Consider the following 21398-nt stretch of genomic DNA (forward strand, 5'->3'; position numbering starts at 1 on the left):
TGCCTCGACGGCTTGCGCGGCGTAAGGCGCCGGCATTCGCAAGGACCCGGTGAAATTCCGGGTGGCTATTCCGGCCGCCGATCCGCCGGACAACAACACGCACCGATCCTCCTGCGCCCCCGCGGCGCCCGTGCCCTGTTGTGGATTTTCAATGACCCCAGATCGTTCAACCTATCGCCGTCAGTGGTTCACTGACGCTGCCGCCGCCCGCCGTGACGTTCTTGCCGGCATCGTCGTCGCGCTCGCGCTGATCCCGGAGGCGATCGGTTTCTCCATCATCGCCGGGGTCGATCCGCGCGTCGGCCTCTACGCCTCGGTTGCGATCGCGATCACGATCGCGCTGATCGGGGGGCGGCCCGGCATGATTTCCGCCGCCACCGCCGCGGTCGCGGTGCTGGTGGGGCCGCTGGTGCGCGATCACGGCGTCGAATATCTGTTCGCGGCGACGGTCCTGATGGGCCTGATCCAGATGCTCGCTGGGCTGGCGCGGCTCGATCTGGTGATGCAGTTCGTTTCCCGGTCGGTGATCACCGGCTTCGTCAACGCGCTGGCGATCCTCATCTTCATGGCGCAGCTGCCGCAGCTGATCGATCAGGGGTGGGAAACCTATGCGATGGTCGCCGGCGGGCTTGCGATCATCTATGGCTTTCCGCGGCTGACGCGTGCCGTCCCCTCCCCGCTTGTCGCGATCCTGACCCTCAGCGCGATCAGCATTGCACTGGGGCTGTCGGTGACGACGGTGGGCGACATGGGCAAGCTGCCCCAGGGCCTGCCGAGCGTGGCGCTGCCGCAGGTGCCGCTGACGCTGGAGACGCTGCGGATCATCCTGCCCTATTCGCTGACCATGGCGGCGGTCGGGCTGCTGGAATCGCTGCTGACCGCGCAGATCGTCGATGACATGACCGACAGCGACAGCGACAAGCGGCGCGAATGCGCGGGCCAGGGCGGCGCGAACATCGTCGCGGCGCTGTTCGGCGGCATGGGCGGGTGCGCGATGATCGGCCAGTCGGTGATCAACGTGACCTCGGGCGGGCGCGGGCGGCTGTCGACCTTCGTCGCGGGCGCATTCCTGCTGTTCCTGCTGGCGGTGCTGGGCCCGTGGGTCGGACGTGTGCCGATGCCGGCGCTGGTCGCGGTGATGATCATGGTGTCGATCGGCACGTTCAGCTGGAACTCGGTCGCCAATCTGCGCCGCCATCCGCCGACATCGTCGGTGGTGATGGTCACGACGGTGGTGGTCGTGGTGGCGACGCGTGACCTGTCGCTTGGCGTGCTGGCCGGCGTGCTGCTGTCGGGTATCTTCTTTGCCGGCAAGGTGCAGCGGATGTTCGCGGTCGAGCGCGAGACGTCGGAGGATGGCGCGAGCGCGACCTACCGGGTGACGGGCGAGATCTTCTTCGCCTCGGTCGACCGGTTCACCCGCGCCTTTCAGAGCGAGGATCGCGCGCGCCAGGTGCGCATCGACGTGAGCGGCGCGCATTTCTGGGACATTTCGGGCGTCGGTGCGCTCGACAAGATCGTCGCCCGGCTGCGCCGCGACGGGCGCATGGTCGAGGTCGTCGGATATAACCGCGCCAGCGCCGACATCGTCGATCGCTTTGCGCTGCACGACAAGACCGGCGTGGAGCTGGGCGTGGTGCCGCACTGAGGCGCGGCGGCGCCTATTTCCCGCGCGCCACGCACTTGCCGCCGTCGGGGCCGACTGCGCCGGTGCAGAAGCGTTCGGCGATCTTCGGCTCGGCAATTTCCTTCAGCCGGTTGTTGCCGTCGGCGCCGCGCTGGAGGTCGAAGCCGTCATAGAGCTTGCCCGAGGCGGTGAAGGTGCGGAAGCGCAGGCTGGCGCCGTCGACATCGACGACCTGGTAGAGCTCGGTCGCCTCGGCGGTGCGATCCGGCTGGGTGCGGGCGCGGTCGTTGAGGCCGTACATCTTCGATCCGGTGACCGAGACGAGATAGACCGGACCCTGGACGGCGCCGTCGGCGCGCGCCTTCGCGCTGACCGCGCGGCCGCCTTCCGAGGTCAGGCGGCTGTAGCAATGGTCGTGGCCCTGGAGCACCAGGTCGACCTTGCGCGCGTCGAAGATCGGCTTCCACGCCGACTTGATCTCGGCGGTGTCGCGGGGGCGGGCGCAGGTGAAGACGGGCTGGTGGAACAGGACGATGTTCCATTTCGCGGTGCTGGAGGCGAGCGTCGCGTCGAGCCACCTGGTCTGGGCGTCCATCGCGCCGAGATCGATCGCGGCGGTGCCGTCGAGCACGATGAAGCGCACGCCCTGATAATCGACGAAATAGGTCGTCGCCTTGACCGGATCGGTGCCGCTGGCGGGCAGTGCGAACTGGAGCGGCCAATAGGGGCCGAGCTTGCGGCTTTCCGCGCCGTTCGGCAGCGTCACATCGACATATTCATGGTTGCCGGTCGCCGGCACCTGGGGAACGATCGACCAGTTATAGCCGCCCGCCTGGTTCCATTCGCCCCATTCGTCGTCATGATCGAGATCGTCGCGCTGGGCCGCGAGGTCGCCGGCGTGGAGCACCAGCTCGATATTGCCGTTGGCGTGGAAGGCCTGGCGGATCACGCGGCTGGCATAGGTCAGGATGCCGTTCTGGATGTCGCCAAGATAGAGAAAGCGGAACGGGCGCGCCTCGGCCGCGGCGGTGCGGAACTGGAGCCATTCGGTCCAGCCTGCGCTGCCCTTCAGCCGGTAGGTATAGACGGTGTCGGGGGTCAGGCCGGTGAAGCGGACCTGGTGGTAGCGGGCGGCGCCGTTGGCGCTGTCGATCGTGCGGCTGGAGCCGGTGCGACCCTCGGCCTTCTCCTCGAGCGTCGGGCCGTCGACGGCGACGGCGATCTGCGCCTCGCTGGCCGCCTGCGCCATGTCGGTACGATAGGCCACGGCCATCTCGCGGCTGGGGTCCGCACCTGGGGTCAGGACGATGCGGTCGGGCAGGTTGCGCGGCGCATAGGGCTGACCCGCCGAGCGCGGGATCGGACCCGCCGCTTCCTGGGCGCCGGCCGGCAGCACGCCCAATGGGGCGGCTACGGCCAGGGCCAGAGCGAGCGAGAGGCGGCGGGTCCGGTTCTTCATCGACATGCTTTCAGGTGAGGCAGGATCAGAAGCTGGCGCTGACGCCGAACTTCGCGGTCCAGCTGTACTTTTCATACTGGAGCACGCGCTTGCGACCCTCGAAGTTCTGATAGGCGAAATAGGGCGCGTCGGTCACGTTCACCCAATCGGCGAACAGGCGGACGCCCTTCGCCACCCGGTACTTGGCCGACAGGTCGAGCTGGAAATGCTGGTCGACATAGCGGTCCTGGTCGGCCGAGCCGCCCAGCTCGTCGAGATATTTGTCGCGGTAGGTGCCGGCGGCGCGGACCGAGACGCGGCCCTTTTCATAGCCAAGCACGACGTTGAACGTGTTGCGCGACGTCGCGGGCAGCGAGATGCGGCGCGGATCGGTCAGGTCGTCGCCCGCGAACACCGTGCCGGTGGCATCGGTGAGCGTGTAGTTGGCGCTGAGCAGCAGGCCGTCCAGCGGCGCCGGCAGGAAGGTGAAGCGCTGGGCATAGGACAGTTCGAGGCCCTTGACCTTCGCGGTCTCGCCGTTGCGGAAGGTGGTCGCCTGGATATAGTCGATGCCGAGGATCTCGCCCGCGCCGGTCTCGGTCACGTTGACGATGAAGCCGTCGATCGACTTCCAGAACAGGCCGGCGGTCAGCGCCGAGCCATTGGCGAAATACCATTCGGCCGAGGCGTCCGCATTCCATGCGCGATAGGGCCGCAGGTTCGGGTTGCCGAATTCGGCCTCCGCATCCTCGTTGACCAGCACGCGCGGCGCCAGGTTCGACAGCTTGGGACGGACGAGATTCTTGTAGCCCGCCAGGCGCAGCACGACGTTGCGCACCGGTTCGTAGCGGAAGGTCAGGCTGGGCAGCCAGTCGGTGTAGCTGCGGGTCGCACGGTTCGGGATGACGTCCAGCGTGTCCTCGTTCACCGAGGAAGCGCGGATGTCGTTATAGGTCCGCTCCATGCGCACGCCGCCAACGATGCGCAGCGTGTCGGTATCGTAGCGGCCGAGGAGATAGCCGGCCAGAACGTCCTCGGTGATCGCATAGTCGGACGAGGCCGAGTTGATCGTGGTGTCATCCTCGTTGAGGGTGAAGCCGCTCTTGTTGCTGTTGTAGAAGTCGGTGGGCGCCGTGTGGCTGGGCACCGGGCCGAGGTCCGCGATGCGATAGGTCGGCGTGCCGAGCACATTGGCGAGGGTATAGCCGCCAGTGCCGGTATAGCCGTCATAGACCAGCGCATCGAGGTTGTAGGACTTGTCGCGCCAGCGCGACTTGATGCCGCCCTGGACGGTGAAGGTGCCGTTGGCGAGCGCGAATTCGCGGGCGAGATCGGCGCGGACCGCCCATTCCTCGTCCTGCGAATCCGACAGATCGGTATATTCGAGCTCGTTGAAAGCGTAGCTGGCCGCGTTGTTGACCAGCGCGGTGTTACCGGTGAGGCTGAAGAGCGGGCGGCGGATGTCCGAATAGTCGAAGTTCACGCCGACCTGGTTCGCGCCCGAGCCGTTGAAGCGCGCCTGGAAGCGCGTCGGATCGACCGAGCCATCCTCCTTCTCGCTCGCGCGCGAATAAGAGGCCGAATAGGTGAGCTTCCACGGGCCGGTCTCGGTCTCGCCGCCGACGACGAGCGAGCCGATGCGCTGACGCTCGAACCGGTCCTTCATGCGACGGCGGATCTCGATCCGCGCGCCATCGGTGCCGGCGGGCGGGTTGAGGCCGCGATTGTTGCTGAGGAAATTGGCCGAGGTCGCGGTGCCCGAGACCGGGTTGATCCGCGATTCGTTCATCACGAAGGTGAGGTCGGCGCGATATTCCTGGTCGGAGAAGATGCTGTACAGGCCGCGCGCATAGAGCTTGGTCGTGTCGCTGGGGCGCCAGTCGAGGTTCAGCGACGCGCCGATCCGCTCGCGCTCGACATCATAGTCGCGATACTGAAGCTGGCGGGCGAAGACGATGTCGCCGGCCTTGTCCCAGTCGCTGGCCTCGATATTGTCGGTCTCGAACTTGCGCTTGTAATAGCTGATGCCGCCGGCGATGCCGAAATTGTCGCTGAGCTTGGTCGAGAAATCGAACGACGCCTTGGGCGTCAGCGCGTCGGCATAGTCGTTATAGCTGCCCTCGAGCTTGACCGAGAACAGATCCTTCTTGCGATCGAACGCGCTGACCGTGTTGATCTCGATCGAAGCGCCGAGCGTGTCGCCGTCCATGTCCGGGGTCAGCGACTTCTTGACCTCGATCGATTCGATCAGTTCGGCGGGGATTACGTCGAGCGCGACCGAGCGGACATCGCTTTCCGGCGCCGGCAGGCGCGCGCCGTTGATCGAGGCCGAGTTGAGCTCGGGATCGAGACCGCGGACCGAGACGAAGCGACCCTCCCCCTGATCGTTGAGGATGTTCACGCCGGGCAGGCGGCGCATCGATTCGGCGACATTCTGGTCGGGGAACTGGCCGATAGAGTCGCGCGTCAGGACGCTCTCGACGCCGTCAGCGGCGCGCTGGCGCGACAGGCTGCTCGACAGGGTCGCGGCCTGGCCGACGACGATGATCTGGTCATCGCCGCCCAGCACCAGATCGATGCGGACATTGCCGCTCTCGGGAACGGTGACCGTGCTGGTGCTCGGCTCGGTGCCGACATAGCGCGCGACGACCGTATAGATGCCCGCGGGGACATCGCCGAAGCGGAACCCGCCGTCGCGCTCGGCCTCGACCACGCGGCCCAGTTCGACGATGCGGACCTCGGCGCCCTGAAGCGTGCGGGTGCCCGTGCCGTCGGTCACGGTGCCGACGACGTCGCTGGCAAAGGCCATTGCGGGCGTGAACAGCAGGGCGGCACCGGCGAGCAGTCCGGCCTGGATCCGACGAGAGTTCGACATGGAGAGTTCCCTTTTCGTCAATCTGGTGCGCGAGCCGGATGGCCGCGCTCTGGCAGGGATCTCTTCGGACAGCCGCCATCACCCGCGAGTTGCGGCTGAACGGCGTGCTGTCGATGTCCCCTTCCAGGCGACACAGATGATGTGCCGCCTCGCTGGCCGGCCGGTTGGCGGCATCGCGTGACGTCCGTGTTACGATCGCGCGTCTAAGCCATGAAAGTAGGACGGTGGTTTTCTGACACCGTCCCAAGTGATTGATACGGCGCCGATAATTTCGACGCGCCGCGCGAGAAAATTGTTACTCCGGCAGCAGGGACGCCTCAGAACAGGATCGCGCCGCCCAGTGCGATGCGAATATCGGGAGTCGTTCGATTGAGGCCGGCCGCGGCGAGCAGGTCGAGCTGGGTGCGCTTGGTCGGTTGCCAGGCGATCGATTGTGCGGCGAGGATATGGGTCTCGCCGCCAGCGGGATCGTCGTCGCGCTCGAGCGAGAGTTCGCTGACCCATGTGACCTGGTCCGACAGCTTGTAACCCAGGCCGACGATGCCACTATAGTTCAGGTGGCGGCCGCGGCCGTCCTCGTCGGCGAGCGCGGCGACCTGGCCGGTCAGGGCGAGGTTGACCGACTTGGACAGATCATAGGTGACCGGGATCACCGCCCCCATTTCCCAGTCGCCATCGCCGATCGGCTGGGGGCCGAGGGGCAGGATGACGAAGGGCTCGATCCCGAAGGACAGGCCGTCGCCGCCCGGGTTGCGCAGATTCTGGCGCACGGCCAGCCGGACATCGCCGACGCCGTTGACCCGGCTGATGCCGCCCGCCCCCTTGCGCCGGTCGCGATCGGTGCCGAAGGCGGTCCAGCCAATCTGGAACTCGGTCTGCGGACCGATGCCGACCCGGGCGAGCAGGTCGCCGACCAAGATCTGGTCGTCGCGATCGGTGCGATTGTCGTCGCGCTGCCAGTCGAACGCCGACACCTCGACCTGCACATGACCCGGTTCGGTGGTGCAGGCCGAGGAGCCTAGGCTGGGCCGGTTGGGGCAGAAGCGCGGATCGTCACTGTCCTGGGCGAGCGCCGGGGAAGCCGCCGCGAAAAGGCCGGCCGCCAGGGCCAGGCCGGTCAGAACTGCGCGTGTCGTCATGTCCCCTGTCCCTGTTCCTGTTCCCTGTCCGCCGGCCCGAATGCCCCGTGCCGCCGCCGCATCCTGACACAGGTTCGCGCCGGACCGGTGGTCGTTTCTCATGTCCGCGGCGCCGGAGGCATGCCGAGCTAGAAGCGGGAGGCCAGGCCGAGCGTGAGCGAGTCGCCGCGCTCCACCGACAGCCGGCGGCCATAGACCAGTTCCAGATCGACATGCCCGTGCAGCACCATGGGCCGAATGCCGAACTGAACAGCGGGGCCGCCGGTTCCCGTGTCGAACAGTTCGGCATGCGCGGTCAGCCGGTCGCGCAGGACCGTCGCCTCGGCACGGACGCCCCACAAGGCCGCAGCCGGCTCCGCCGCGCTGCGCTCATGCCCGACCCCGGCGTTGCAATGAACGAGCAGCCAATCGGCGACCGGCAGGGTCAGCGCGCCATAAACCGCCCCGCCCGCCACCTGACCCGATCGCGCATCGACCGCCGCGGTTGCGGCAAGCGCGAAGCCGGGCTGACGGGCATCGCCCGAGCGCAACTGGAGCTTGGCCTGGGCCGCGAGCCGGTCGTCGCCGACGCCGCGCCCGCGCACCCCGGCCCAGCCGAGCGACCATTCGACATCGGGTAGCCCGGACAGGGTGACTGCCGGAATGACGGTGGCAAGCGTCGTGCCGCGGCTGAACGTCGTCCACGCCTCGACCTGCGCATGGCCCGCCGGGGTGATTCCGGCATCGTCTACGGCATAGGGTCCGCTGGCATGAGCGACCGGAATCGGCAGCAGTGCGGCGGCCGCGGCGAGCATCGCCCGCCCGACCCGGCAGATCACAGCAGCGTTCCCGACAGGATGACCAGCGCGATCGAGAAATAGATCACCAGCCCCGTCACATCGACCAGGGTCGCGACGAACGGTGCCGACGCGCTTGCGGGATCGAAGCCCAGCCGCTGAAGCGCGAAGGGGAGCATCGATCCGGCCAGCGAGCCGAAGGTGACGATGCCGACCAGCCCGACCGCGACGGTCGCCGCGACCAGCTGCCAATGGACGCCGTAATCATAGAAGCCGGCGACCTGCCACAGGGCGATGCGCCCTGCCCCGACCAGGCCGAGGATCGCGCCGAGCGTCAGCCCGGTCGGCAGTTCGCGCAGCGCGACGCGCCACCAGTCGCGCAGCTTGAGCTGGCCCATGGCGAGCGCGCGGATGATCAGCGAGGTTGCCTGGCTGCCGCTGTTGCCGCCCGAGCTCATGATGAGCGGGATGAACAGCGTCAGCACGACCGCGCGCTCCAGCTCGCTCTCGAAATGCTGCATCGCGCTGGCAGTCAGCATTTCGGACAGGAACAGCGCGCTCAGCCAGCCGGCGCGCTTGCGGATCATCGCGAGGAAGCCGGTGTCGAGATAGGGGCGATCGAGCGCCTCGACCCCGCCGAACTTCTGCGCATCCTCGGTATGCGCGGCGACCAGCGCGTCGAGCACATCGTCCACGGTGACGATGCCCAGCGGATGGCCGCCGGAATCGACGACAGGGAGCGCCAGCAGGTCGTGACGGCGGATCAGCTCGGCCACCGCCTCCCGGTCGGTCTCGGGCGCGACGGTCACCGGGGGATGTTCGGCGACCGCGTCGATCGCCGCGGCATCGGGCTCGGCGGCGATCAGGCGGCGCAGCGACACGGTCGCGACCAGGCAGCCGGCACGGTCGAGCAGCAGCACCGAATAGACCGTCTCGCGCGTGCGCTCGACCTGACGGATATGGTCGATCACGGCGCCAACGCGCATGTCGGCGGGCACCGCGACATATTCGGTGGCCATCATGCCGCCGGCGCTGTCGGCCGGCCAGGCCAGCAGCGCCTCGATCGCGGCGCGCGTGACCGGGTCGAGCGCGTGCAACAGCGCGGCACCGTCCGGCATCGCGGCGATGACGTCGGCGGCGCGATCGGCGGCCATCGCCGTGACCAGCTGCGCCGCGCGGTCGAGCGGCAGGCAGGCCAGGACCTCGTCGGCATGGGAGAATTCGGGCCGGTCGAGCAGGGCAGCGGCCTGCTCGACGGGCAAGCGGGCAATGCGGTGCGCCGCATCGAGCGGCGCGAGCGCGCGCAGCACCTCGACCGTATCGGCCACGGGGAGGCCGCGGCGTGCACGGAAACCGGCGACAACGCCGGCAAACAGATCGTTCATCTTGATACCTCTCGCCCGCACGACCGGCGGCGAGAGGCCAGGCGCGAGCCTTAGCCTTCGACCCCCGGACGTGCGGTCCTACTGGAACTGTCGCTGGACATGTCCTCGCTTCCTGAACAACGACTCTGCGCACCCCCGCAGAGTCGGGCGCGCCAATGCGCCTGCGCCAGGTGGCTGTCAATCGGGTCCGAAAGGCCGTGCGACGGGCCGATTTGCGATGCGATCAGCCGATTCATCGGGGGCCTCATCGGGCGGCACGAAACGGGTGCAACAGCTCGGGAAAGCCGATCCGGTCGAGGAATTGCTCGCGTACCCGGTCCATCACCGCGAAGGTGACCGCCGAGCCGTCGCTGGCGGGATCGATCATCGTGCGCAGCGGGCGGCTGCCCTTGGGCCGGGCGACGATGTCGACCACCGCACGGCCGACCGCTTCCGGATCGGCATCCTCCGGCACCGTCCCGGCCAGCTTCTCGCGGATCCGGTCGAAGAAGCCGTCGGGATAGCCGGCGACATAGGCGTCGGCCACTGGCCGATCGGCAGGCGCGCCGGCGTGCTGGAAATGGTTGGTACCCCTGGTGAAGGCGCCGGGAACGACGATCGCGGTCTCGATCCCGAAGGGTGCCAGTTCCTTGGCATAGCTGACGGCCAGCGCGTCCATCCCGGCCTTGGCCGCGAAATAGGGACCGAGCAGCGGCGGGACGCCGCCCGCGGCGCTGCTGCTCGACACCCAGACGAGCAGGCCGTCGCGTGCGCGGCGCATGTGCGGCAGCACCGCGCGATTGACCCGCTGGGTCCCCAGCACGTTCACGTCATATTGCTGGGCAAGCTGGTCGACCGAAAAGGCCTCGGCAGGGCCATAGACCATATGGCCGGCATTATGGACGAGCACGTCGATGCGGCCATGTTCGGCGATGATCGCATCGACCGCGGCGGCGATCGATCCCTCGTCCTGCACATCTAGTTCGATCGTGCGCAGGTCGATGCCGTCTTTCCCGGCCTGTTCGGCGATGTCGGTGACGGTGCCGGCATTCTTGCCCCGGGTCTCGCGCATCGAGGCATAGGCCGTATGGCCCGCGCGGGCGAGGTCGGTTGCGATCATGCGGCCGAAGCCGCTGGATGCGCCGGTCACGAGGATGATCTGTCCCATGAATCGCTCCTGTCGATTTGTGGCCGGACCAATGGCACGCAGGCGCGCGTCATCGACCCGCCGAATGGCAGCTGCGGATGTGTCTGATGGGTGGCCGGGCGAGCGCCGCCCGGCCGGTGCCTAGCCCTTGTTGAGTGTGGCGAAGGTCTCGTCGAACCGGCCCTCGCGCTCGGCATTGCGCAGGAAGCCGACGCGCTCGACCAGGATCTCCGGCGGGGTGGGAACGGTAGAGAACAGGCTCATCACCTCGTCGATGAAGGGTTCGAGCGGGAGATAGCCTTCGCGCGTTTCCTGGCCCGGGGTCAGCCCGGTCTGGACCGCGGGCGGCACCAGTTCGATGACCTCGACCTTGCCCTTCAGCGCATGGCGCAGCGACACGGTATAGGAGTGGATCGCCGCCTTGGTCGCGTCATAGGTCGGCGTGCCGACCAGCGGCACGAAGGCCAGGCCCGAGCTGACATTGACGATCGCGGCATCGCTTTGCGCGGCAAGATGCTCGACCAGCGCGTCGATCAGCCGGATCGGGCCGAGCAGATTGGTGGCGATCGTCGCCTCTGCATCGCTCAGGTCGCGCTTCCGGTCGACCGTCTCGTACCGCATGATCCCGGCATTGTTGACCAGCACATTGACGTCCGGATGCGCCTCGACCAGCCGCTTCGCGAAGTCCGCGATGCCGTCGGCGCTGGTCACGTCGAGTTCGATCGCGTGCATGTTGTCGTGCCCCTCGATCGTGCCCTGCAGCGCGTCGAGCCGGCGGCCGGCGACGATGACGGTGTTGCCGGCATCGTGGAACCGATGGGCCAGCGCCTCTCCGATCCCCGAACCGCCGCCGGTGATCAGCATCGTATTGCCGCTCGTCTTCATCTCATCTCCTTCGGATCATGGTCGGGGTCGGCCCGATCGAACGGCAGCAGAATCGCATAGGCCGCCCGCCCGTTCCGCGACCTTTTGTCGCGTCAGCATGGACAGGAGGGCGCCGGACCGCGGCGCATCGGTCCTTGCTCACCCGCAGCGCCGATGCCCAGGGATATTTGCCTCGCACGGCGGGCGGGCTTAGAATGTCATGATGCCAAGTTGGCCGGTCCTGTTTTACATCGCGATCGCCGCTTTTTGCACCGCCCTGCCCGCGGTCGCGCAGGAGCGTGACCCGGAAGCGTTTCGCGCGACGCTGGCGCGGCTTGAAACGTTCCGGAAGGCCGAGTTCGTCAAGGCGGGCGCTCTCTCGATCGACACGATCGCCGCGAGCGGACGAACTGTACGCCGGGTGATGATCCGCGGGTTTCTGCCGGTGCGCGCGCCCGTGATGGAACTGGAGCGGACGGCATCGGGCGAGGTGTTTCTTTCGCTAATTGGCGACACCGGTCCTGTGCAGCGCACGGCAGTCGATCGATCGATATGGGCCGAACTGGTCGCGCAGGAAAATGCGGTGTTTGCCGAGCCCCGCCCTTCTCCACCCGCGCCTGGGCCGGCGCCAACCACCGCCTGCCACGGTGACTCAGTCTATTTCGAGGCAACGGACGAAGGGGCAGTGCGAACGGCCGGCGGGGTTGACTGCCCTCGCGCCTTCACCCGACTTACCCCGGCGCAGCGCGCTGCGGCGAACCTGTTCATCGGAGTGACGCTGAAGACGCTGAGATGTCCGCCGGCCACCGGCAACGCGGCAATGGCGCTGAGTGGCTGTGTGGGCAAAGCCGAAGGGAAGGCGGAACGCCGCCCTTCGACGGGCTCCGAACGAATTGAAAACTAGGCGCGTCGAAGGACGCTGCGCGCCTCAGCGTTGCTTCTTCGTGATCGTCGCGGTGAAGTCCGGGTCCTTCTTGGCGACCCAGTCGACGAACTTGCGGACATTGGGATTGGCCAGCAGCATGTCGACGTCCATGCCGTAGCGCTGAAGTTCGGAGTTGGTGAAGTTGGCGGTCAGCGTCTGCTGGCAAATGCCGTGCATCGGCACGACGTCGCGCCCGCCGCGGCTCTTGGGCACCGGGTGGTGCCAGACGATCGTCGTGCCGGTCGGTCGGCCGCACAGCCAGCAGTTGGGGGGCGGGGGCGCAGCCTCGTCCTCGTCGCGGGTCAGGCCGGCATAGGGGTCGTGATTTCTGCGGGGCATGGCTGGATCCAGGAAGTGCGCCGAAAGACGGCCGGTCAGGCCGGCGGCGCGAAGGACAGGGAGGAGAGGCTGACGGCGAGTTCGCCGCTGCGGAACGGCTTGGTCAGGCGGGGCAGGTCGGGGTCGATGCCCTCTTCCTCGGCATAGCCCGAGACGATCAGCACGGGCAGCGCGGGGCGCGACGTCCTGAGCTGACGGGCCAGCTGGGCGCCGGTCATGCCGGGCATCAGATGGTCGGTGACGACCAGATCGGGCGCCAGCCCGTTCTGGATGAGGTGAAGCCCCTCCTCCGCCGAGGCGGCCTCGACCACGTCATAGCCGAGGTCGATCAGCATGTGCGCGGTGCTCATGCGCACCAGCTCCTCATCCTCGAGCAGCAGGGCGGTGCCCATGCGCCTGCGGTCCGGAACGACGATGGCAGGCGCGCGATCCTCCTCGACCGCGGCATCGCTTATCGGGAGCCACAGGGTGACGGTGGTGCCGAGCGCGGGTGCGCTGTCGATCGTGAGCTGGCCGCCCAGCTGAGCCGCGAGGCCATGGACCATAGACAGGCCCAGCCCGGTGCCCTTGCCGACGCCCTTGGTCGAAAAGAAAGGTTCGGCAGCGCGCTTGAGCGTGTCGGCGTCCATGCCGATGCCGTTGTCGCCGACGCCAAGACGGATATAATGGCCGGCCGGCAGCCCGCTGTCATGCCCGGGTTCGACCCGCTCGCGCCCGGCCGCAAGGGTCAGCGCGCCGCCGTCTGGCATCGCGTCGCGCGCGTTCACCGCCAGGTTGAGCAGCGCCATTTCGAGCTGATTCATGTCGGCCTTGGCCGGGGGCAGGTCGCGGTCGAGTTCGACCCGCAGTTCGATCGCCGGACCGAGCGTGGAGTCGAGCAGGCCGGTCAGGCTGTCGACCAGCTGGCCGATATCGACCGCCGTCGCCTGAAGCGGCTGGCGCCGGGCGAAGGCGAGAAGGCGCTGGACCAACGTCTTGGCGCGCTCTGCGGATTGCAGCGCGCCCTCGATCAGGCGGCGCTCGCGGTCGGTCCCGAGCCCCTTTCGCACGAGCAGGTCGAGCGAGCCGATGATCGGCGTCAGGAGATTGTTGAAATCGTGCGCGACGCCGCCGGTCAGGCTGCCCATCGCCTCCATCTTCTGGCTCTGGCGCAGCGCGTCCTGCGCCAGACGCAATTCGGCCTCGCGCGTCTTGGCGTCGCTCAGGTCGCGGCCGACGGCGACGAAGTTGATCCCATCGGGTTCGGGCGCGACGGTCCATTCGATATGCTTCCAGCCGCCCTCGCGCGTGGCGATGCGGTTCTCGAACCGGGTCGGACGGCGGGTTTCCGCCATGCGCGCGATCGCCTCGAGCGTCGGCGGCATGTCCTCCGGATGCATGAAGGTCGCATAGCCCCGGGTCAGGAGTTCGGTTTCGCTCCACCCCAGGATGCTGGTCCAAGCGGGGCTGACCGCGGACATCATGCCGCTGAAATCGGCGCGGGCCAGCATGTCCTGCGACAGGGTCCAGAGTCGGTCGCGCTCGGCGCGGGCGCGCTCGACGGCGACCTTCACCCGCTCGCCGACTTCCTGGACCAGGCTCTGCTCGTCCTCGCTCCAGTTGCGCGGCGTCGCGCTCTGTACCGCGAGCAGGCCGACCCAGCGCTCTTCCTCGAAAAGCACCACGTCGACAAAGGCGCCGACCCGGCGCGATGCGAGGCCCGCGCGGGCGACATCGCCCAGCCGGGGGTCGGTCGTGACGTCGCTGGCGACCACGGGCATGCCGATACGGTAGGCGCCGAGCAGGTCCGGGCCGAAACCGTCGAGGACATGTTCGCCGACGATCGAGGTGACGCCGTGCGAAAAGTCGCGCTCGACGGTCATCCGGCCCTCGGCGATCGCGGCATAGAAGACGCGATTGGCACCCAGATAGGCGCCGAGCCGGTCCGCGGCGAGGTTGGTGATTTCGGCCGGTGTGCCGAGCGGCCGGAGCGCGTCGGACAGCTCCAGCAGGAAGGCCGAGCGGCGTTCGGCAGCGACGCGCTGGGTCGTCTCGAGCAGGATGCAGATGACACCGGCGGGCTCGCCGGTCTCATCCAGCACCGGCGAATAGTCGAGGTTCATCCAGACCTGTTCCGGCCCGCCATGGCGGAACAAGGTCAGTTCCTGATCGCGATAGTTGAGCGTGCCGCCGGCCAGCCCGACCTTCATGACATGATCGTTGAACTCGGCGACCTCAGGCCAGCCCTCGCGCACGTTCGAGCCGAGCAGTTCGGGATGGCGACCGCCGGCAAAGCCCGAATAGGCGTCATTGTAGAGCATCACGCCCGCTTCGCCCCACAGCATCACGATGGGCACGGGCGAGCGCAGCAGGATCGCGGTCGCGGTCTTGAGCGCCTCGCTCCACCCCTCGATCGGGCCGAGCGGGGTGGCGGACCAGTCCCTTGCCGCGATCAGATCGGCACAGGCGCCGCCCCCGGTGAGAAAGGCCGGCCCCGCAATTCCGGATCGAAGCGGGGCGGAAAGCTGGGACATCAAATCGGGGAAACCTGTGAACGATGCGGGCGGGGACGTCCGCAGTACGGCGGGAGAACAGTGGTTTAGCCGAGAGTGAGGCGAGTGAACATCGGGATTTTCGCGGGTCCCGGCCAGCGTTGCACAGCCCCGGCGAATGCCGCGCAGTCGATCAGACCCGTAGCAGGTATCGCGCCGCCAAGGAGGATGCGAACATTATCCGGTCAAGATCCTCGGGCGGAGCGCTTTGCCTCTGGAACGGTCACTTCCGCGCCGCATGCGGATTTGCCGACCCTGCCGGCATGAATGGCGTTGAGATTGGTCAGGCTGGTTCGGCAGACCAGCACGCCACCTCCGCCCGACGTCCCGGTCAGCGGATCGGTCAGGCGCCAGCTGACAACGGCGCCGCCAGTGATGCCGACCGCCGGGGCGCCAAGCGTCGTGAACAGGTTGGAGCGTTTGAGCAACGTGCCGCCCGCCTTGTCGAGCTTCACCCGCAGGACCCGAAACCCGGGATGAGCGGCTTCGATCGTGTCGCCCAGCATGGCGACCTCCAGATCGCTAGGCTTGTTCTGGTTCCGGGTCGCGATTGCGGTAAGATAGGTGTCGATCCGCGCAACGACCGCGTCGAGGGTCGCGATCGCGTCAGCGGCGCGCTTCTTGTCGTCGGCCGAGCGCGCGGCCGAAAAGATCGATGCCCGGCAGGCCGGGACGGCGCTGCGCGCTTCGAGTAATGCGGTAAGCTTGTCGGCGGTCGATCCGGTCGACCGGGACCTGGCGATATCCGAGGGGATCACGTATCGGCCTGGCGTCGTCCCGGCGATCGCGTTCAGCAACGCACCTTCCGCTCCTTCAACCGCCATGCCGCTGATCTCGGTATCGGTGCGCAGGAGCGAAAGTACCGCCCCCACCGCCGCCAGAGGCGGAACTGCTGCGGGTGCGAGCGGAGGGCCCGCACAGGATGAGGCAGACGCGTAAGCGGCGAGCAGGGCATCGATCTCGCGCTGGAGAACCGGCCCCTTGTTCAGATCGAGCAATTCGTCACCGCCGAGCAGCACGATCGGTCCGGCGTGTCGCGAGCCGGCAATCCGATCGATCTCCATCGCAGCTGCGGTGAGAGTACCACTGGCCAGCATCCAGCTTTCAATCCGGCCGGCGTCCGAGCCAAGCGTCGTCGTCCCTTCGGCGGCGGGCAGTCCAAGCGACTCGATCTGCGCCTTGAAACGTGCGTTCTGAAGTTCGAGCAGCTTGTTTTGCGCGTCGAGAAGTGCCGCCAGATCATTGATCCGCTGCGCCTCGGTCTGCTGTGCAGAAGGTGCTGGCGCAGGAACTTCCTGCGCCCGCGCCGCGGGGGCGGCGACCCAGCACGTCAGCGTCGCGGCACCGAGCAGGGCGGCAATGGAGTCCGATGAGTGACGCATTTCGAAATCCCTATCCTGAAGTCATCCCCGTTGTTTGCAATTCGCGCGCTCGCATTCCGTGATCACCGCGTCCATTTCGCGTGAAATCGCGTGCTCAGACCGATGGGGACGGGTGCGGGTGCACCGGGCGCCCGCCCGTTTCCGTAGCGGAACAATGTTGCTTGGTTCGCCGTTTCGCCGCGAAAGATCATCGATCGAAAGGGGTCATGCCGTGCTGAAGTCCAAACCGGTCATCATCGTGCTCGCGATCGTCTCCGCGATCGTCGGTGCCTATGTCGGGCTGAACATCATGAATTCCGGGTTGGCCCAGATCGTCGCGATCGCGCTGTTCGCGCTGATCGGCTACCTGATCTACAACGGGCTGCGGCGCAATCGCAGCGTCGCGAAGCTGAGCGATGCGGAGCGCGCGCGGATGCTGGGCGATGCCGATGCGAATGGGGCGCGGGTATTGGTGTATCGCGAGGGGTTCGTCGCCAAACTGTCGGGCATCGATATCGAGATCGACGGCACGCCCCATGCCCAATTGAAGAGCCCGCAGTCGGTGATGGTACCGGTGGTGCCGGGCGAACATCAGCTGGTGGCGAAGGTCGCCGGCAAGGCGCAGCCGCCCTTCGCCTTCACCGTCGCCAATGGCGAGACGGCGGTGGTGCGGATCGGCATGGGCATCGCCGGATGCGAGATTTCGCGCGAGGAGTTCGTACGGGTGCGATCGAAGCTGGCGACGGTGCCGATGGTGCGCGCGGACTCGGCTGCAGCGGCGCCGATCGGTGCCGGGGCGATGGCCTGATCGAGCGCGGGCGCGGGTCGATCAGTCGAACGCGCCCATGCCCTTGAGCGGGCTGCCCGGTCGAAGGTGAAAGCTGAGCAGCATCGGCAGGCTGCCGTCCGGGCCGCGCGGTGAGTCCCAGTGGCGGTCCGAGACCTCGAGGAAATCGGCGCGCGTCACTGACCTGGGCAGCGTCCAAGAGTTATCCGGCATCGCGAGCCCGTCGACATGTCGGGTCAGCCGACCGCCAAAGGCGATGTTGCCCCGCAACGTGCCGAGCGCGATCGGCGATCCGTCGGGCGCAATGCCGAGCATGTCGTAATCGGCGCCGTTGAAGAAGGCGGTATTGTTCAGGAACAGCAACGCGAGCGGATGATGGTTGGCGTAAAAGCCCGCCGCCTTGTTGTCGAACGCGACCGAACGGCGGATCACGTGGCGCACGCCATTGGCGACATAGCGCCCGCCATAGCCGCCCGCCTTGATGCCGTTGCCATTGCCAGCCGCCAGCGGGATGCGCGTTCCGGGCAGGTAACCCTGACCCCAGGCCCAGGAGTCTTCGATCGTCACCGGCGAAAAGGCGTTGATCAGGTCGAAACCGTCGTCCGAATTGTTCCAGGCGCGGCAGCCGCGAAAGACGTTGCCGGGATGCCCGGCCTTGATGTGGGCGCCGAAGCCATCGGCACTCTGTCCTGCACCGTTCGACGTATAGGGATCGTAATTATCGTGGGAATCGCTGTTCAGCACGAGATTGTCGCCGCCATTGGCGATGAACAGGCCCGGCCCCATATTATGGTGCAGGTCTAGCCGTTCGAAGACATTGTGGCTGCCACTGTTCCACACGCCCCAGCTCTCGTGATTGAGGTGGTTGTACGGTTGCTGCGGCACGCCGGTCACCTCGATCCCCTCGAGACGCAGCCAATCGCCGGTAACGTCGATGCCCTTGACCCGGCAATCATCCTTCATGGCGGAGAAATCGAGCACCGGCTGTTCACCGGGGAATGCGCGATAGCGGATCGGGTTACCCGGCAGGCCACTGCTGTCGAGGACGATGGCGTTTACCGTGTCGGTGCGGCTGGCGCAGCGATTGACGCCGGCCAGGATGCGGTAGCGACCGTCGCGCAGATAGACGGTGTCGCCGGGCTGCACCGCCTGTTCGGCGCGCACCAGGCTTTGCCAGGGCGCCTCGCGCGTGCCGGCGGCACGATCGTCGCCATCGGGTGAAATATAGAAGCTGGTGGCATGGGCGCTGGAGGGGAGGATGGGGTAGGCACCGACAAGCCCGGTACACAGCGCGAGCAGTGCGAGAAAGCGAGCCCGTAGCAAAACGGACATGGTTCGACCTTTCCGACCGCACGCAGCCGGACAGCCCGGCCGGGCGACGCGCTGGTGCTGCGCCTTGCCGCCTTTCGGAGTGCTGAACCGGTGCGGCCGATGTGATGCCAGTCGACTGGCTCCCCCTGCCCTAGCGCATCTAACGGGTCCGGACAGAAGAAGTGGATTGACCGGCCCGGCGCTGCGTTGCAGCAAATGCGTCCATGGCAAGTCAGCGACCCGCGAACAATCCCGATATCCGCTTCCTCGGACGCCTGCTGGGCGACGTCATCCGCGCCTATGGCGGGGACGAGCTGTTCCGGCGGATCGAATATATTCGCGCGGCATCGGTCGACCGGCATCGCGGCGTGGTCGGTGCCGACGGGGTCGATCCCGGACTCGACCGGCTGACGCTGGACGAGACGCTGGATTTCACGCGCGGCTTCATGCTGTTCTCGCTGCTCGCGAACCTGGCCGAGGACCGGCAGGGCGTGGAGAGCGAGAAGGGTGCCGACCTGGCCAGCGCATTGGCTCGGCTGAAGAGCGACGGGATCGCGCGCAAGACGGTCATCGACCTGCTCGACCATGCGCTGATCGTGCCGGTGCTGACTGCCCACCCGACCGAGGTGCGGCGCAAGTCGATGATCGACCACAAGAACCGCATCGCCGAGCTGATGGCGCTACGCGACACGGGCCAGCAGGAGACCGCCGATGGCGACCGGATCGAGGATGCGATCCTGCGCCAGATCGCCCTGTTGTGGCAGACGCGCGTGCTGCGCCGCGAGAAACTGGGCGTGGCGGACGAGGTCGAGACGGCCCTGTCCTATCTGCGCGACGTGTTCCTGCCGGTGCTTCCCGCCCTCTACGCGCGCTGGGACCGGGCGCTGGGCGAGCGCGCGCCGAGCTTCCTGAAGGCGGGCAGCTGGATCGGCGGAGACCGCGACGGCAACCCGTTCGTCACCGCAGAGTCGATGCAACTGGCGCTGTCGCGCGCCGCCGAGACCGTGCTGGCGCATTATCTCGAGCAGGTTCACGCGCTGGGCGCCGAGCTGTCGATCTCGACCGAACATGCCAGGGTCGGGGACGAGGTGCTGGCGCTGGCCGAGGCGAGCCACGACACCGCCGCGAGCCGCTCGGACGAGCCCTATCGCCGGGCGCTCTCGGGCATCTATGCACGACTGTCCGCGACGCACGTCAAGCTGACCGGCAAGCAGCCGCCGCGGCCGGCGCCGATCGCAGCGGAGCCCTATGCCAATCCCGCGGAGTTTCGCGTGGAGCTGGCGGCGGTGGCGCATGGCCTCGCCAATGGCGGCAGCGGGCCGCTGGCGAGCGGCGGCGCACTGGGGCGGCTGATCCGCGCGGTAGAGACGTTCGGCTTCCACCTGGCGACGCTGGACATGCGCCAGAACAGCGCGGTGCACGAGCGCGTCATCGCCGAACTGCTGAAGGCGGCGGGCGTGTGCGACGACTATGCCTCGCTGGATGAGGACGCGCGTGTCGAGCTGCTGCGCGGCGAACTGGCCGGTCCGCGACTGCTGACCAGCCCCTATGCCGATTATTCGGAAGAGACCGCGTCGGAACTGGCGATCGTGCGCGCCGCCGCGGATGCGCATGCCAAATACGGCAAGGGGTGCATCACCCATTATATCGTGTCGATGGCGCAGTCGGTGTCGGACCTGCTGGAAGTCCATGTCCTGCTCAAGGAAGCGGGGCTGTACGTGCCGGGCGAGCCGCCGCGCGCCGAGATCATGGCGATCCCGCTGTTCGAGACGATCGGCGATCTGGAGAGCGCGCCGGGGATCATGGAGGCGTGGCTGGCGTTGCCCGAGGTTGCGGCGATCGCCGGCAAGCGCGGCCATCAGGAAGTGATGATCGGCTATTCCGACAGCAACAAGGACGGCGGCTATCTGACCTCCACCTGGCAGCTGAGCCGCGGTTCGACCGCACTTGCGCCAGTGTTCGAGAAGGCGGGCGTGGCAATGCAGCTGTTCCACGGCCGCGGCGGATCGGTCGGGCGCGGTGGCGGATCGTCGTTCGCGGCGATCCTGGCGCAGCCCAAGGGCACGGTGCAGGGCCGCATCCGCATCACCGAACAGGGCGAGGTGATCGCAGCGAAATATGGCACGCGCGCGGGCGCGATGACGAACCTGGAGGCAGTGACCTCCGCCACCTTGCTCGCCAGCCTCGAGCCGGAAAAGCTGGCGCCGACAGATGCCGCGCGGTTCGCCGCGGCAATGGACAGCCTGTCGGACACGGCGTTCAAGGCCTATCGCGGGCTGGTCTATGAGACCGAAGGATTCCGCCAGTTCTTCCGCCAGATGACCCCGATTGCCGAGATCAGCGGGCTGAAGATCGGGTCGCGCCCGGCCAGCCGCAAGAAATCGGACGCGATCGAGGATCTGCGCGCCATCCCCTGGGTGTTCAGCTGGGCACAGGCGCGGGTGATGCTGCCGGGCTGGTACGGCGTTGGCGCCGCGCTGAAGGGGTTCGAGGACAAGGGCCTGCTGCGCGAAATGGCCGAGGGCTGGCCGTTCTTCGCATCGATGCTGGCCAATATGGAGATGGTGCTGGCCAAGTCCGACATGGCGGTTGCGGCGAAATATGCCGCGCTGGTCGAGGACGCAGGCCTGCGCGACACTGTGTTCGAACGGATCCGCGACGGATGGCAGGCGACGCATGACGGGCTGTTGCAGGTCACGCGCCAGACGCGGCTGCTGGAGAAGAACCCCGCGCTGGAATCGTCGATCCTGCTGCGCCTGCCCTATATCGAGCCGCTCAACCTGCTGCAGATCGAGTTGCTGAAGCGGCACCGCGCGGGCGAGGAGGATGCGCGGATCGGCGAAGGCATATTGTTGTCGATCAACGCCATCGCGACGGCGCTGCGCAACAGCGGCTGAGGCCGCTGGCGCTGCGC

Annotated in this window: 16 protein-coding genes and 1 other annotated feature; of the genes, 5 read left to right on the forward strand and 11 right to left on the reverse strand. The window is 67.4% G+C overall.

Translation table 11 applies throughout. The features are described from left to right. The first annotated feature begins 39 nt into the window (after positions 1-39). Positions 40-95 (forward strand) — a sequence feature (sul1 is cis-regulatory element that is thought to sense ions involved in sulfur or methionine metabolism; They are found in Alphaproteobacteria). Between the two features lie 56 nt (positions 96-151). Then, the gene (locus tag ACZ1H8_RS05615) at positions 152-1648 is read left to right on the forward strand and encodes a SulP family inorganic anion transporter (protein ID WP_465180372.1); all 1497 of its coding nucleotides are present in this window, start codon (positions 152-154) and stop codon (positions 1646-1648) included. 13 nt (positions 1649-1661) lie between these two features. Here ACZ1H8_RS05615 and ACZ1H8_RS05620 read toward each other — a convergent pair whose 3' ends face one another. Beyond that, positions 1662-3086, reverse strand: coding sequence for a purple acid phosphatase family protein (locus ACZ1H8_RS05620; RefSeq protein ID WP_465180373.1), 1425 nt, complete (start codon positions 3084-3086; stop codon positions 1662-1664). Between the two features lie 25 nt (positions 3087-3111). Then, positions 3112-5940: a TonB-dependent receptor gene (locus tag ACZ1H8_RS05625; RefSeq protein WP_465180374.1), complete on the reverse strand. Its 2829-nt coding sequence runs from the start codon at positions 5938-5940 to the stop codon at positions 3112-3114. On the opposite strand from ACZ1H8_RS05625, the gene ACZ1H8_RS05630 reads away from it, so the two are divergent. Continuing rightward, positions 5939-6121 carry a hypothetical protein gene (locus ACZ1H8_RS05630; protein ID WP_465180375.1) on the forward strand — a complete coding sequence of 61 codons (183 nt, stop codon included), beginning with the start codon at positions 5939-5941 and terminating at the stop codon, positions 6119-6121. The two genes, ACZ1H8_RS05625 and ACZ1H8_RS05630, sit on opposite strands and share 2 nt — an antisense overlap. Positions 6122-6257: 136 nt before the next feature. Here ACZ1H8_RS05630 and ACZ1H8_RS05635 read toward each other — a convergent pair whose 3' ends face one another. The 5 genes from ACZ1H8_RS05635 to ACZ1H8_RS05655 form a co-directional block, all read right to left on the reverse strand. Beyond that, positions 6258-7079, reverse strand: a complete 822-nt coding sequence (locus tag ACZ1H8_RS05635) for a transporter (protein ID WP_465180376.1) — start codon at positions 7077-7079, stop codon at positions 6258-6260. A 128-nt stretch (positions 7080-7207) separates the two neighbouring features. Continuing rightward, a complete protein-coding gene (locus ACZ1H8_RS05640; protein ID WP_465180377.1) occupies positions 7208-7897 on the reverse strand; it encodes a hypothetical protein in 690 nt (229 codons plus the stop codon). Beyond that, positions 7894-9240 carry a magnesium transporter gene (gene mgtE, locus ACZ1H8_RS05645; RefSeq protein WP_465180378.1) on the reverse strand — a complete coding sequence of 449 codons (1347 nt, stop codon included), beginning with the start codon at positions 9238-9240 and terminating at the stop codon, positions 7894-7896. Before mgtE ends, ACZ1H8_RS05640 begins: the two co-directional genes overlap by 4 nt. Before the next feature lie 244 nt (positions 9241-9484). After that, on the reverse strand, positions 9485-10387 hold the full coding sequence (locus ACZ1H8_RS05650; RefSeq protein ID WP_465180379.1) for an SDR family oxidoreductase: 903 nt from the start codon (positions 10385-10387) through the stop codon (positions 9485-9487). Positions 10388-10507: 120 nt separating this feature from the next. After that, positions 10508-11251 (reverse strand): SDR family oxidoreductase, encoded by a 744-nt coding sequence (locus ACZ1H8_RS05655; protein ID WP_465180380.1) that lies wholly within the window; start codon positions 11249-11251, stop codon positions 10508-10510. Between the two features lie 202 nt (positions 11252-11453). Here ACZ1H8_RS05655 and ACZ1H8_RS05660 point away from each other — a divergent pair, with 202 nt between their 5' ends. Further along, positions 11454-12134 (forward strand): hypothetical protein, encoded by a 681-nt coding sequence (locus ACZ1H8_RS05660; protein WP_465180381.1) that lies wholly within the window; start codon positions 11454-11456, stop codon positions 12132-12134. A 24-nt stretch (positions 12135-12158) separates the two neighbouring features. On the opposite strand, the gene ACZ1H8_RS05665 is transcribed toward ACZ1H8_RS05660, so the two are convergent. The 3 genes from ACZ1H8_RS05665 to ACZ1H8_RS05675 form a co-directional block, all read right to left on the reverse strand. Beyond that, the gene (locus tag ACZ1H8_RS05665) at positions 12159-12494 is read right to left on the reverse strand and encodes a hypothetical protein (RefSeq protein ID WP_465180382.1); all 336 of its coding nucleotides are present in this window, start codon (positions 12492-12494) and stop codon (positions 12159-12161) included. A 35-nt stretch (positions 12495-12529) separates the two neighbouring features. Beyond that, positions 12530-15007: a PAS domain S-box protein gene (locus ACZ1H8_RS05670; RefSeq protein ID WP_465180383.1), complete on the reverse strand. Its 2478-nt coding sequence runs from the start codon at positions 15005-15007 to the stop codon at positions 12530-12532. A gap of 203 nt (positions 15008-15210) precedes the next feature. Further along, positions 15211-16407, reverse strand: coding sequence for a hypothetical protein (locus ACZ1H8_RS05675; protein WP_465180384.1), 1197 nt, complete (start codon positions 16405-16407; stop codon positions 15211-15213). A gap of 211 nt (positions 16408-16618) precedes the next feature. Here ACZ1H8_RS05675 and ACZ1H8_RS05680 point away from each other — a divergent pair, with 211 nt between their 5' ends. After that, a complete protein-coding gene (locus ACZ1H8_RS05680) occupies positions 16619-17194 on the forward strand; it encodes a hypothetical protein (RefSeq protein ID WP_465180385.1) in 576 nt (191 codons plus the stop codon). Between the two features lie 21 nt (positions 17195-17215). Here the strand turns inward: ACZ1H8_RS05680 and ACZ1H8_RS05685 are convergent, their stop codons facing one another. Next, a complete protein-coding gene (locus ACZ1H8_RS05685; protein WP_465180386.1) occupies positions 17216-18505 on the reverse strand; it encodes a right-handed parallel beta-helix repeat-containing protein in 1290 nt (429 codons plus the stop codon). Positions 18506-18708: 203 nt separating this feature from the next. On the opposite strand from ACZ1H8_RS05685, the gene ppc reads away from it, so the two are divergent. Further along, the gene (gene ppc / locus ACZ1H8_RS05690) at positions 18709-21381 is read left to right on the forward strand and encodes a phosphoenolpyruvate carboxylase (RefSeq protein WP_465180387.1); all 2673 of its coding nucleotides are present in this window, start codon (positions 18709-18711) and stop codon (positions 21379-21381) included. Positions 21382-21398 lie beyond the last annotated feature (17 nt).

This window comes from Sphingomonas sp. BL-S-25 (assembly GCF_055521555.1).